Source organism: Pelagimonas sp. (genome assembly GCF_058892305.1).
In genome coordinates, this window is record NZ_JBZXVN010000030.1 from 46,968 (window position 1) to 59,048 (window position 12,081).

The 12,081-nt window shown below is 56.2% G+C and carries 13 protein-coding genes; 1 reads left to right on the forward strand and 12 read right to left on the reverse strand.

Annotated elements, in window-relative coordinates; all coding sequences use genetic code 11:
- The first annotated feature begins 71 nt into the window (after window positions 1-71).
- Window positions 72-635 (forward strand): polyhydroxyalkanoate synthesis repressor PhaR, encoded by a 564-nt coding sequence (gene phaR, locus AC5EFR_RS12440; protein WP_493576123.1) that lies wholly within the window; start codon window positions 72-74, stop codon window positions 633-635.
- A gap of 60 nt (window positions 636-695) precedes the next feature.
- On the opposite strand, the gene AC5EFR_RS12445 is transcribed toward phaR, so the two are convergent.
- The 12 genes from AC5EFR_RS12445 to AC5EFR_RS12500 form a co-directional block, all read right to left on the reverse strand.
- Window positions 696-1,889, reverse strand: a complete 1,194-nt coding sequence (locus tag AC5EFR_RS12445; RefSeq protein WP_493576124.1) for a DegT/DnrJ/EryC1/StrS family aminotransferase — start codon at window positions 1,887-1,889, stop codon at window positions 696-698.
- Window positions 1,890-2,017: 128 nt separating this feature from the next.
- Entirely contained in the window at window positions 2,018-3,319 is a 1,302-nt protein-coding gene (locus tag AC5EFR_RS12450; protein ID WP_493576125.1) for an NAD(P)/FAD-dependent oxidoreductase, read from the reverse strand.
- A 52-nt stretch (window positions 3,320-3,371) separates the two neighbouring features.
- Complete coding sequence (locus AC5EFR_RS12455) at window positions 3,372-4,730, reverse strand: glutamine synthetase family protein (protein ID WP_493576126.1); 1,359 nt, start codon at window positions 4,728-4,730, stop codon at window positions 3,372-3,374.
- The gene (locus tag AC5EFR_RS12460; RefSeq protein ID WP_493576127.1) at window positions 4,727-5,410 is read right to left on the reverse strand and encodes a type 1 glutamine amidotransferase; all 684 of its coding nucleotides are present in this window, start codon (window positions 5,408-5,410) and stop codon (window positions 4,727-4,729) included. Before AC5EFR_RS12460 ends, AC5EFR_RS12455 begins: the two co-directional genes overlap by 4 nt.
- A 53-nt stretch (window positions 5,411-5,463) precedes the next feature.
- The gene (locus tag AC5EFR_RS12465) at window positions 5,464-6,822 is read right to left on the reverse strand and encodes a glutamine synthetase family protein (protein ID WP_493576128.1); all 1,359 of its coding nucleotides are present in this window, start codon (window positions 6,820-6,822) and stop codon (window positions 5,464-5,466) included.
- A gap of 105 nt (window positions 6,823-6,927) precedes the next feature.
- Window positions 6,928-7,734, reverse strand: coding sequence for an ABC transporter permease (locus tag AC5EFR_RS12470; RefSeq protein ID WP_493576129.1), 807 nt, complete (start codon window positions 7,732-7,734; stop codon window positions 6,928-6,930).
- Window positions 7,731-8,627, reverse strand: a complete 897-nt coding sequence (locus tag AC5EFR_RS12475; RefSeq protein WP_493576130.1) for an ABC transporter permease — start codon at window positions 8,625-8,627, stop codon at window positions 7,731-7,733. The genes AC5EFR_RS12470 and AC5EFR_RS12475 overlap by 4 nt, the downstream gene beginning before the upstream one ends.
- Window positions 8,628-8,706: 79 nt before the next feature.
- Window positions 8,707-9,426: a transporter substrate-binding domain-containing protein gene (locus AC5EFR_RS12480; RefSeq protein ID WP_493576131.1), complete on the reverse strand. Its 720-nt coding sequence runs from the start codon at window positions 9,424-9,426 to the stop codon at window positions 8,707-8,709.
- Between the two features lie 38 nt (window positions 9,427-9,464).
- Window positions 9,465-10,241: an ABC transporter ATP-binding protein gene (locus AC5EFR_RS12485; RefSeq protein WP_493576132.1), complete on the reverse strand. Its 777-nt coding sequence runs from the start codon at window positions 10,239-10,241 to the stop codon at window positions 9,465-9,467.
- Between the two features lie 98 nt (window positions 10,242-10,339).
- Window positions 10,340-11,095 carry a phosphate/phosphite/phosphonate ABC transporter substrate-binding protein gene (locus tag AC5EFR_RS12490; protein WP_493576133.1) on the reverse strand — a complete coding sequence of 252 codons (756 nt, stop codon included), beginning with the start codon at window positions 11,093-11,095 and terminating at the stop codon, window positions 10,340-10,342.
- The gene (locus AC5EFR_RS12495; protein WP_493576134.1) at window positions 11,092-11,532 is read right to left on the reverse strand and encodes a tellurite resistance TerB family protein; all 441 of its coding nucleotides are present in this window, start codon (window positions 11,530-11,532) and stop codon (window positions 11,092-11,094) included. The genes AC5EFR_RS12490 and AC5EFR_RS12495 overlap by 4 nt, the downstream gene beginning before the upstream one ends.
- Before the next feature lie 51 nt (window positions 11,533-11,583).
- The gene (locus tag AC5EFR_RS12500) at window positions 11,584-12,027 is read right to left on the reverse strand and encodes a tellurite resistance TerB family protein (RefSeq protein ID WP_299925858.1); all 444 of its coding nucleotides are present in this window, start codon (window positions 12,025-12,027) and stop codon (window positions 11,584-11,586) included.
- Between the last annotated feature and the right edge of the window lie 54 nt (window positions 12,028-12,081).

Consider the following 12,081-nt stretch of genomic DNA (forward strand, 5'->3'; position numbering starts at 1 on the left):
ATGGCAGGCTTTCTTTTTCTTCTGCGCTCGCATAAGCTTTTCTGCATTGCTGCATCGCAGGGGAGGCGAGGATGGCTGACAAAGATAAGCCGCTACTGATAAAACGCTACGCCAGTCGGCGGCTCTATAATACGGAGACGTCTGACTATGTGACGCTGGAGGACATTGCCGGATTCATCCGTGATGGTCGTGATGTTGAGATTATTGATCTGAAATCGGGTGATGACCTGACCCGTCAATACTTGTTGCAGATAGTGGCCGAACACGAGAGCAAAGGCGAAAGTGTTCTTCCGATCAATGTCTTGACGGACTTGGTGCGCAGCTACACGACCCAAGCCGGAAGCTCGGTTCCGCAGTTTTTGGCCGCCAGTTTTGAGATGTTTCGCGATAGCCAATCCAAGTGGATGGAGAATATGGGCGGGGCCAATCCGATGGCCAAAATGAACCCGTTGACCCAAATGCCGGGATTTGAGGCCATGCAAGCGCAACAAGAAGCGTTTATGAAGGCTATGACGGGCGGTATCGCCGGGGGAACAACTCCGACTCAGGACGCACCAGAAGAGGGTGAAGACCTTGAAGCAATTCGCAAACAGTTGAGTGATTTGCAAAGCAAACTGTCCAAGTTGGACAAGTAAAGCAGCACTATGTTTTGAGATTGGAGGGGTTTTTTGCCCCTCCATTTTTGTTTGTAACAATCAGGTTCCGTAAACGCGCAACGGCCCCATGACCTGTTCGGCGGCTTGAGTCAGGACGGCGGCGACGGCCTCGCAATCCGATTGGGTCAAACGCGCAGGGAGTCGTGTGTCACAGGCCCGCATGAGCATCGCGCGTGTCTGTGGAAGCTCAACCTGCTCCGGCAAAAACTCCCAATTCCAAAAGGCACGGGCGTTGTCGGTTGTCAGGCCAAAGACCTGAACTTTGACGCCCATCTCCGCCGCTACGCCCACAAAAGCCTGAACATCACTATCGCTCATCCCATCAAGGTTGAGTTGCAAGGAATCCGGCGCACGGTTTTCCGGATCAAGCTTGGCGGGAACCGAAATCCATGGGCTTTGGTTGATCAAAGCAGCAACGTGATCATGGTTGCGCCGTCCGGCGTGAACCCGGTCTTTGAGAGCCGGGATTTGCGGACGGATCACCGCCGCCGCAAGGTTGGATAGGCGCAGGTTATACAGGGGCAATTTGTTCTGCCAACGGGCAAAGGCCGCTTCCAATTCGGCGGAATTATCTTTGCGATCCATGTGTTTGCGCCAGTTATGCTCATATGCACCAGAAAGAATGACGGCGCGCGCCACAAGATCGGCATCGTCGGTCACCATGATTCCGCCTTCGCCGGCGTTGATCATCTTGTAGCTTTGAAAACTAAAGCAACCGACCGTGCCGATTGTACCGATATTGCGCCCATGCCATGTGGTGCCAAGACTATGGGCGGCGTCTTCGATCACCGGGATATTGCGCGCGTCACAAAGGGCCATGATCGAATCCATATCCGAGGTATGGCCGCGCATGTGGCTGATGATGACCGCCTGAACACCGGTGAGTTTGGCCTCAAAATCCGACAGATTGATGCGGTAGTTATCGCCGACTTCGCACAATACCGGAACGCAATCCGCATGGATTACCGATGATGGAACCGCAGCAAAGGTAAAGGCCGGGATCATCACGCGGGCATCGCGGGGCAGGCCCAAAGCCTTGAGCGACAGAAACAAAGCCGCCGAACAGCTGGACACTGCAAGGGCATATTTGCTTCCCAGCTCCGATGCGAATTCCTGTTCCAGTAAGGACACTGGAGCATTTTCGGGGGCGTGATAGCGAAACAGGTCACCTGATTGCAAAAGCCGGTCGATTTCGGCGCGGGCAGCTTCGGGGATCGGTTCTGCGTCGTGCATGTTCGGAAGCATGAATTTCAATTTCCTGAATTGCGGTTTTCGTTATTCTTAATTCAGGAGGGCGCACAGGCCAAGAATTTTCCGCGCCAGTCGGCCGAAATTTACCAAATTGTCATCAGGGTAGGGTGCTAAACGCCCAGGCGGTCGCGCAGCGCGTACCAGCTCATAGCAAGGCTGAGTAGCGGAGTACGAAATCCGCCGCCGCCGGGAAACCCGGTGCTAGGAATCGCGGCAAAGACGTCAAAACCATTGGATTGGCCGCGTAGCGCTTCGGACATCAGGCGACCGGCCTGAATGGCATTGCCAACCCCGTGCCCGGAATAGCCCGACGCAGACAATATATTGGGGGCCAGACGAACCAAATAAGGCATACGTTTCATCGTGATAGCCAGCGTACCACCCCAAGCGTACTCTAGCGAGACGTCACGGAGATGCGGAAAGACGTGCAACATTGGCTTGGACACCGTGGCGCGGATGTCCCTTGGAAATCGGTAGCCATAGCTTTCCCCGCCTCCAAACAGCAGACGCTTGTCCTCGGATAGTCGGAAATAATTGACGACAAAACGATCATCAGCGACGGCCACGTCTTGGGCCAAGACATCGGCGGCACGTTCCCCCAAAGGTTCGGTGGCGACGATGAAATTGTTGATCGGCATCACGCGGGCGGCGACCTTGCGGTTCAAGCCGCCAAGGTAGCCGTTACAGGCAAAGATCAGGTGACTGGCCTCGACATGGCCGGTGTCTGTGGCAATCCGGATTTTCGTTCCCGGTTTCACGTTGTGGACATGGGCGCGTTCATAAATTTTTGCACCAGCGGTTGTGGCCGCACGGGCCAGCCCGAGGGCAAGGCGCAGCGGGTGTAAATGCGCCGCGCCCTTGTCGAGAATACCACCTTGATAGGCGGGGGAGGGGCAGAGACGAGAAAAGGCGTCTTTGTCCAAAACATCAATGTCATAACCATATTGGCGCGACAGATGGTCGGCATAGTCATGGGTCCAGCGCACCGACTTTGTCGATGATCCGGCCCAAGCGACCCCGTTTTTAAGCGCGCAATCGATACTGTGGGCGGCAATCAGATCACGCACCAAAGCCTTGGCGTCTTCCCCCAAATCCCAAAGCCTTTGCGCGGCATCATTGCCGACCATGCGTTCCAACTCCTGCTGGTCCTGACGTTGGCCCGAGCCAAGTTGCCCGCCGTTGCGGCCCGAGGCCCCAAAACCGACACGCTGTGCCTCGAGCAACACCACATCAACACCGGCCTTTGCCAGATGGAGCGCCGCCGACAGGCCGGTGAACCCACCGCCAATGATGCAAACATCCGCCTGTGTCGCGCCGCGCAAACGGTCGTAATCGGGCACGTCGCCGGCGGTCGCGGCGTACCAGCTTTCGGGATGTTCACCGCGTTTGTCATTGGCAAAAAGCAGATTCACAGGCCGTTCCCCCAAATGTCTGATCGCTCAAAGGGCTCAAAGGTGGCCACCGTTAGACGTTGAGCAAAAGATGTTCGCGTTCCCATGGCGAAATCACCTGCAGGAACTCATCATATTCCGCCCGTTTCACAATCGAAAACACCCGCGCAAACTCGGGGCCAAGGACTTCATGCAAAGCTGTGGCTTTTTCAAAGCGATCCAATGCTTGACCTTGAACACGGGGAATATCGCCTTCGCCTTGGTAAGCATCGCCGCGATATTGCGCCGACGGGCGCAGTTTTTCCATCATGCCCAAGTAGCCACAGGCGAGCGAGGCCGCGATGCCGAGATAGGGGTTACAATCCATCCCGGCGATGCGGTTTTCAACCCGACGGGCTTGGGGGCTAGAAAGCGGCACGCGGATACCGGTTGTGCGATTGTCGCGTGCCCATTCCAGATTGATCGGAGCGGCATGGTCGCGCACATAGCGGCGATAGGAATTCACATTCGGTGCCAGCACGGCAATCGCTTCGGGCAGATGTTTTTGTAGCCCGCCGATAAAGTGGAAAAACGCGTCCGTTTCGCCCTCTTGCGGGCCGACAAAGATGTTTTGTCCGGTCTCCATATCCAACACCGAATGGTGAATATGCATGGCGCTGCCGGGTTCGTCGGCGATGGGTTTGGCCATGAAGGTGGCAAAGCAATCATGGCGCAATGCTGCCTCGCGGATCAGCCGTTTGAAGTAAAATACCTCATCCGCCAGCTTGACCGGATCGCCGTGCAAGAGGTTGATTTCCAACTGTCCCGCACCGCCTTCTTGGGTGATGCCGTCGATCTCAAACCCTTGCGCTTCGGCGAAATCATAGATGTCGTCGATCACCGGGCCAAATTCGTCAACGGCGGTCATGCTATAAGCCTGACGGGCGGCGGCGGGGCGGCCCGATCGGCCGGTCATCGGCTTGATGTCTTGCGCCGGGTCAAGGTTGCGGGCGATCAAGAAAAATTCCATTTCCGGCGCAACCACCGGTTCCCACCCCTGTTGGTGATAAAGGTCCACCACACGTTTCAACACGTTACGGGGCGAATAGGGGATCGGGTCACCGTGCCGATCATAGGCGTCATGAATGACCTGAAGCGTCCAATCCCCGGTCCAAGGTGCGGCCGAGGCTGTGCTCATATCTGGGCGGAGCAGCATGTCTTTTTCGATGAAACCGTCGTCATCGGCGGCTTCGCCCCATCCGCCTGTGATCGTTTGGAAAAAGATCGAATCCGGTAGATGGAAATAGTCTTGGCGTGCAAATTTCGACGCTGGAACCGCCTTGCCCCGCGCAATGCCGGGCAGGTCAGCGATGATGCACTCCACCTCGTCCAAACGATGGCCGGTCAGATAGGTTTGCGCGGCTTCGGGTAGGTCTTTTATCAAATCGCTCATGCGATCCTCCCTTCGCGGAAAAACAGGGCAAATTGATCGGCGAGCTTTTGCGCCGATAGCGGCGTGCCGAGTTTTGTGGCGGCTTGATCAAGGATATCTTGGGGTACAATACCGGGGCCGCGCGTGTCGATCAGGTCTTGGGTATAGGCGTCGCTAAATTCAGGATGCGGTTGCACCGAATAGGCCTTGCCCGGATAGAGAAGCGCGGCATGGGTGCAAAACGCATTGCTGCCAACGGTTTCGGCCCCGACTGGCGGGGTGATGACCTGATCCTGATGCCATGCGTTCAGAGTGACATTCTGGCCATTTAGATCATAGTCTTGTGGACCAATCGCCCAGCCGCCATCGTGTTTTTCGACCCGACCGCCAAGGGCCTGAGCGATGATTTGGTGACCAAAACAGATGCCGACAATCGGCTTGCCCGCAGCCACGGCCCCACGGATCAAATCCTCGAGCGGAGCAATCCATGGGTGATCTTCGTAAACTCCATGGCGGGACCCGGTGATAAGCCAGCCATCCGCGGCCTCAGGGTCAGAGGGAAATTCGCCGCGCACAACCGAGTAGCTGTCAAACTCAAACCCGTATCCGGTCAGGAATTTCATAAAGACCTCGGGGTATTCCCCGTGCTCTTCCACCAGGTTTTCAGGCACAAGGCCGGTTTGCAAGATACCAATTTTCATGGAGCACCATGTTGTTTCGTCAGAGCCTATATGGCGTGTTTGAGACGGTCAGGTTAGACCGTATCGAGGTAGATTTCGACCTGTTCCGCTGGGGTAAGCTCCTGCATATCGCGAAGTTCCTGTTTTTTGGTCATCAACAGATTGCGGATTAGGTCCGGGGCAAAGATGCGCGGGATATGCGGGCTGGCTTCAAAACGATCAATCGCCGTTTTCCAATCACTTGGCACCTGTGGCAGGTCCTGATCATAAGAATTACCGGTGATCGGGGCGGGGGGCTTGGCCGCGTCTTCCATCCCGTTTAGGGCCGCGCCCAAAATGGCGGCCAGCGCCAGATAGGGGTTCACGTCACCGCCCGCGACCCGGTGTTCGATGCGCCGAGCTGCGGGGGCACCAGAGGGCACGCGAATGGCCGCCGTGCGGTTTTCGTAGGCCCAACACACACTTGTCGGGGCGTGTGACCCGGGCACAAGCCGGTCATAGGAATTGGCATGTGGCGCAAAGATCAGCGTGCTGTCCTGTAGGGCGGACATACAGCCGGCAATGGCGTGGTGGAGCGCCGGGGTGCCTTTTTCGCCGCCATCATCAAAGATGTTTTTGCCGTCCTTATCCAGTACCGAGAAATGCGCGTGCATGCCGCTTCCGGAATAGTCGTCATAGGGTTTGGCCATGAAACTGGCGGCAAAGCCATGACGGCGAGCCAGCCCTTTGACCAGCATTTTGAACAGCCATGCGTCATCGGCGGCGCGCAGCGGATCGGCAACATGGACAAGGTTGATTTCGAATTGTCCCAGACCGGCCTCGGAAATGGCGGTGTCGGCGGGAATCTCCATGGCTTCGCAAGCCTCGTAAAGCTCAGTAAAGAAGCCATCAAAGGCATCAAGCGCCCGGATAGACAGGATTTCGGCGGCCTTGCGCCGTTTGCCGGAACGCGGGCTAATCGGAACCTGCAAATTGCGGCTGCTGTCGTCGATCAGGAAAAACTCAAGCTCAACCGCGACAACCGGGGTGAGACCCTTGTCGGCATAGCGGTCGGCAACACGGGCCAGGGCATGGCGCGGATCGCCATCATAGGGGCGGCCATCTTCGTGAAACATCCAAATCGGCAACAGGGCGGTCGGCGCATCAAGCCACGGCATGGGCACAAAGCCACGCTCGGTTGGGAACAGCTGGCCATCCTTGTCGCCAGTTTCAAAGACCAGCGGGCTGTCTTCGATGTCTTCACCCCAGATATCAAGGTTGAGCACCGACATCGGAAAGCGCGTGCCATCCGTAAGCACCTTTTCTGCGCTCGGAATGGGCATACGTTTACCGCGCGCCACACCATTGAGGTCACAGGCGGCGGCACGGATTGTGCGGGCCTGAGGGTGATCGCGCAGCCAGTCGGCGTTTGGTCCTAAACGCGGGGAAACCATAAGACGTCCTGTCGAATTAATTTGATCAAATTCATCGTAGGCGCGCAAGAACGCGCTGGCAAGGGGCATTTCCCTTGTCAGACGACATGATCAAACAGCAGGCTTTTAGCGGATCAGGTTGGGGCGAACTTTGATCTTGGCGCGGGTGTTTTGCGGCAGATGTCGATTGAGACGGCCATTGATGATGCCAAAAACGCCAATCACAACCAATGTCAGCAAGATGAAATACCCGGCCAAAATGGGGTAGGGGACAAAGGGGTTAAACGTCTTGTCCGCAAAGTAGTTTGCGTAATAAAGCGCGTCTCCCCGTTGCTTTAGCGCCGGAAAGCCGGAGAAATAGACAAGCGTGGTGGCGTGAAAGAGGAAGATCGCTTCGTTCGTGTAGGCGGGCCACGCCAGCCGCAACATGGTAGGCCAGGTGATTTTGCGGAACTTGTTCCAGCCGGAAAACCCATAGGCATCGGCGGCTTCGGTATCGCCTTTGGGGATGGATTGGAGCGCGCCGTAAAAGATTTCACCGGAATAAGCGGCGGTGTTGAGAAAGAGCACCGTCAATGCGCCAAGCCAAGGCGCGGTAAAGGGGGCGAGGGCAGGAATGACGCCTTTAAGGGCGACAAAAAGGAAGTAGGCAAAGAAGAACTGAATAAACAGCGGCGAGCCGCGAAAGAGAAAGATGAACCATTCAGAGGCTTTGCGTATGGGCCAGATGCTGCTGGATTTGCCCATGGCAACGGCCGTGGCCAAAAAGAACCCGGCCAGCAGGGCAAGAACACCAAAGTAGATGTTCCAGATCATGCCCGATCCGATCAGGGTGAATTGTTGGCACAGGGTAAAATCCCCACGCGGCAAAAGCCGTTCGCCATAGCCGATTGAGCGCAGGCCATAGTCGGTAATCGTTTGCCAACAGCTCATGCCGCTTTCCTTTGCGCTTCGCCACCCGAGGTGGCCTGACCTTTGGTCAGACGGGCCATCAACCGGTCAAGAACGACCTCAGAGACTTTGGTAAAGGCGAGATAGAAAACCAACAGCGCAAAGAAGTACCACATGCGCCAATCCCCATGCGGGTAATCCGTAAAGCGGGCGGTCTTGGACCCTCCCAACTCGCGCGCCCAATAGACGATGTCTTCGACGCCGAGCAGGAACAAAAGCGGTGTCGCTTTGATCAGAACCATCCAGAGGTTGGACAGACCGGGCAGGGCATAGACCCACATTTGCGGCACCATAATGCGCCAAAAGGTTTGGCGTGGGCTCATACCATAGCTTTCGGCGGTTTCGAGTTGCGCGCGCGGCACCGCCCGCATCGCGCCGTATAAAACGTTTGCCGCAAAGGCCCCGAAAACGATGGCAAAGGTTAGAACCGCAAGCATGAAGCCATAGGATTCATGTACCCATTGTGCGGACTCAGACAGCGGTAACTTGGCCTCTGTGCAGACGACAAAATCATTGCCTTGACGAATGGGTTGATCCCAGTCGGGGCATTTGACCTTATGGCGCATCCACTCAAACCCCTGATCAAGCGCGATCACGAAGAATAGGAAAAAGGCAATGTCGGGCACACCGCGCACGATGGCGATGTAGCTTCGTCCAAACCAGCGAAGCGGTGCGAAACTGGATCGTGCCGCCGATGCCCCGCCAAAGCCAAATGCAAGAGCGGTGGGGGCGGTGATCGCCAGCAAAAGAAGGACCGTGCCAAAGGAGGCATAGAAGGACATGTGTTTGCCTGTTGTCAGGTAACAGGACAACCACTTGATGCCTTCAAGCGTTTCGGGATTTGCGCAATGTGCGAAAATGACGGACCTCGTCATGTTGGCGACTTTGGCGATGCGGCCAAGTCACGTCATGGAAAAGGGGCGCGCAAAGCTGCACGCCCCAAGGATCAATGGATCAGAAGCGTGGGGAATCTTCGCCCAGCCACTTGATGATCAGCTCGTTCAGCGTGCCATCTTCTTTCATCGAGGCAACCGCCGCGTCGAATTTGCCGCGCAATTCAGGGTCGGATTTGCGGAAGGCCATGCCAATGCCGCCACCCAGTGGAACATCGTCACCTACAAACATCAGGTCCGAGGCTTCGACTTCTGGGATCAGGTAGTCTTTGTCGGCCATGACTGCGTCGGCTTCGCCGGATTTCACAGCGGCAATGGTTTCGTCCGGTGTCGGGAATTCCAACAGGGTCGCGCCGCTATCAACAATGTGGTTGGCTTGAATGGTTCCGGTTTGCGCCGCGACTACGCCGCCCGCAAGGTCGACATCCTCGGACAACGCTGCATAGGCGGATGGCGATGGAGGTGTGTAGTTTTGAGAGAAATCAACGACTTCGGCGCGCTCAGCGGTGATCGACATGCCTGCGATGATTGCGTCATAGTTGGACGAAACCAAGTTCGGGATGATGCTATCCCAATCGTTGGTGACCCACTCACAGGTGAGCTCGGCGCGCTTGCACAGCTCATCACCCAGCTCGCGCTCAAACCCATCAACTTCGCCCGCATCGTTGAGGAAGTTATATGGAGGGTAAGCGCCTTCGGTGCCGAGACGAACGGTGTCTGCGGCAAATGCAGCGCTTGCCATCATCGCCAAGGCGGCGGTTCCGATCAGTAGGTTTTTCATGGTTTGCTCCCTATTGCTGGCCCTTTTTGGACCTTACTTTAAACATGTGTTGTCGACTTCAAGAAACCTTGAAGGCGTTCCGATTTTGGTGACCCAAACAAGTGTTCCGGCGCGCCTTCTTCTTCAATGAGCCCCTGATGAAGAAAGACCACATGGTCAGACACATCCGAGGCCATCTTCATGTCATGGGTCACAATCAACATCGTGCGCCCCTCTTGCGCCAGATCCTTGATGACTTTGACAACCTCTTGCTCCAACTCAGGGTCAAGCGCGCTTGTCGGTTCATCGAACAAAAGCGCCTCGGGTTCCATACATAGTGCACGGGCAATGGCAGCGCGCTGTTGCTGACCGCCAGAAAGCTGGGCCGGATAGACATCACATTTGTCACCAATCCCAACCTTGTCGAGATATTTGCGCGCGGCGGCTTCGACCTCATCGCGGTCACGCCCCAATACGGTGACGGGGGCCTCCATGACGTTTTGCAAAATCGTCATATGCGCCCATAGGTTGAACTGTTGAAACACCATCGACAGGTTGGTGCGAATGCGCAGCACTTGTTTGGCGTCGCCGGGGTGGCGTTGCAACCCGCTGCCCTTCCAAGTGACCGGTTCGCCTTTGAAAAGGATGTCACCCTGTTGACTGTCTTCGAGAAGGTTACAACAGCGCAAAAGCGTCGATTTTCCCGATCCCGAAGAGCCAATCAGTGAAACCACATCGCCGGCGTGGGCCGTGATGTCGACGCCCTTGAGAACCTCAAGCTGTCCATAGGCTTTGTGGAGGTTGCGGATCTCGATAACAGGATTGGAGGCGTTCACGGCGAACCTTCGGCTATTTGCGTTGTCAGGGAGAGTGCAGCAAATCTTTGGCCCGATGCAATGCGCAAAACGCCATTCTGGTACGTGCATTTGATGGTTTACGACGCGTTAACCTGTGCAAAGTGCAATGTCGGTGGGTTCGGAAGGTTGAGATACGCCGATTCTTTGAGCGCACAGACTGCATACAAAGAAAGCGTTTCGCGCGCATTTTGATCGAGACGCACAATGGCACGTTGCAGCGCGTTGCGAATCATCTTGGGATTTTGGCCCAAACTGGTGATGAAAGGTGTTGCCGGAGTTGGGGCCGTGCGATCGACTTCGCGCAGCTGCACGGCGTGGGGATCGTGACGTTTGATCAAACGCCAACTCATGGCGTCTATAGCCGCCAAATCGCCATGGCCCGTGGCAACGGCCAAAGCTGAACGCACATGCCCACCGGTTTCGGCGGTAATGTTGGGAGTCTTGCCCAGGTTTGCAGCGTGAAACCACAACGCACCAAATCCTGATTGGCTATGGGTTTGATTGATCAAAACCCGAGCGCTCAAAAGCGCGGGGAGGGGGCGAGGATCATCGGCGCGGGCAATCAGAACGGAATTGTAGTAGCCCGGTGGGCACCCCGGAAGTTGGTAATCCGGGCTGCCGATCAGCTGCACCTTGCCATGCAGGCGCAGCCGATAGGGAAGGTTGCAGGTCTGGGCCAGTATCAGATCGGGCGATGTCCACATATCCCAAAGGTCAACCGAGCGGGTGAGTTCAGACGGACCAAACCCCAGTTCGTCACGTATCAGAGCCCATAGAGTATCGTTCGCCGCGGCGGTTTCGTCGCGGTCATACATGGGCAGGGTAGAGATCATAAAGACCGTTCAACCCGTTGACGGGCCAAGGCATTGTCGCGGTCATTGATCCCCAACATCGAGGCCACCAACCGCAACAAGGCGTCTTCGTGTTGATCGCGTTGACCATCCGCAAGGGCAACTTGCCAGAGCGCTTCGATCACTTTGACCCGATCCTCAAGTGGCACGGCGTCCTTGATTTCGCGGGTAAAGCGCACGGTGTCGGGGGCCTCTTCTTCAAGGGTTTCCGCCAACCCCCGCAGTGTAAGCGCATCCGCTTCGGACAACTCATAGCGCGCTTGCGTGACGTGCAAAATGCGCGCCTGTTCATCGGCATCATAGTGGCCATCAGAGCGGGCAACGCGGACCAGCAAAGCGGTCAGCGCAAGACGACAATCTTCGGCCGGAAGAGTTCCGGGCTGAGCGGCTGTCAGGCGGGAGAAAAAGGATCCAAACATGTCACATGATATAGGGTGGGAACGGCCATAGCTCAATCCACCTCGCGACGATCACGGAATAGAGGCGGCCAAACGTGCGGCCTCGGAATCTTCGGCGTTCACGCCAAGAACCTTTTCGATCAAATCGACCAAGGCCGTTTCGCGTTCGTCGGAAATACCGTCGGCAATTACCACCTGCCAAAGTGCCTCAACCTTCTCACGTCGGTGGTCGTACTCGACATTGTCGCGGATCAGCTGCGCCATTTCGGAATCGTTCTCGATGGAAAAGGCAATCTTTTCACAGGTCGCGCGCATTTTTGCGGCTTCGATCGGGTTCAGATCGTAGGCTTTGGACAAAATCCGGTCGATCTGTTCAATTTCTTCAAACAGATACGCCTTGTCGGCCATGGCCACACGCACCAACAATGTGCCAAGCGCCAATTTGGCATCTGGTTTTGGAAGCGGTGCCTCGGGCACATGTTTGCGTTGAAAAAACGATGTCAACTGCTCAAGCATCTGGATTTCCTTTTCTCCCCCGCGGTCCGTTTTCGACCGCTACCGATATGTTAA

Excerpts from the sequence above, each read along its gene's own strand:
- AC5EFR_RS12490 (WP_493576133.1), bottom strand. The coding sequence starts at position 11,095 with ATGATCTCTACCCTGCCCATGTATGACCGCGACGAAACCGCCGCGGCG.
- phaR (WP_493576123.1), top strand. The coding sequence starts at position 72 with ATGGCTGACAAAGATAAGCCGCTACTGATAAAACGCTACGCCAGTCGG.
- AC5EFR_RS12455 (WP_493576126.1), bottom strand. The coding sequence starts at position 4,730 with ATGAGCGATTTGATAAAAGACCTACCCGAAGCCGCGCAAACCTATCTG.
- AC5EFR_RS12495 (WP_493576134.1), bottom strand. The coding sequence starts at position 11,532 with ATGTTTGGATCCTTTTTCTCCCGCCTGACAGCCGCTCAGCCCGGAACT.
- AC5EFR_RS12480 (WP_493576131.1), bottom strand. The coding sequence starts at position 9,426 with ATGAAAAACCTACTGATCGGAACCGCCGCCTTGGCGATGATGGCAAGC.
- AC5EFR_RS12475 (WP_493576130.1), bottom strand. The coding sequence starts at position 8,627 with ATGACGAGGTCCGTCATTTTCGCACATTGCGCAAATCCCGAAACGCTT.
- AC5EFR_RS12465 (WP_493576128.1), bottom strand. The coding sequence starts at position 6,822 with ATGGTTTCCCCGCGTTTAGGACCAAACGCCGACTGGCTGCGCGATCAC.
- AC5EFR_RS12500 (WP_299925858.1), bottom strand. The coding sequence starts at position 12,027 with ATGCTTGAGCAGTTGACATCGTTTTTTCAACGCAAACATGTGCCCGAG.
- AC5EFR_RS12470 (WP_493576129.1), bottom strand. The coding sequence starts at position 7,734 with ATGAGCTGTTGGCAAACGATTACCGACTATGGCCTGCGCTCAATCGGC.
- AC5EFR_RS12460 (WP_493576127.1), bottom strand. The coding sequence starts at position 5,410 with ATGAAAATTGGTATCTTGCAAACCGGCCTTGTGCCTGAAAACCTGGTG.
- AC5EFR_RS12445 (WP_493576124.1), bottom strand. The coding sequence starts at position 1,889 with ATGCACGACGCAGAACCGATCCCCGAAGCTGCCCGCGCCGAAATCGAC.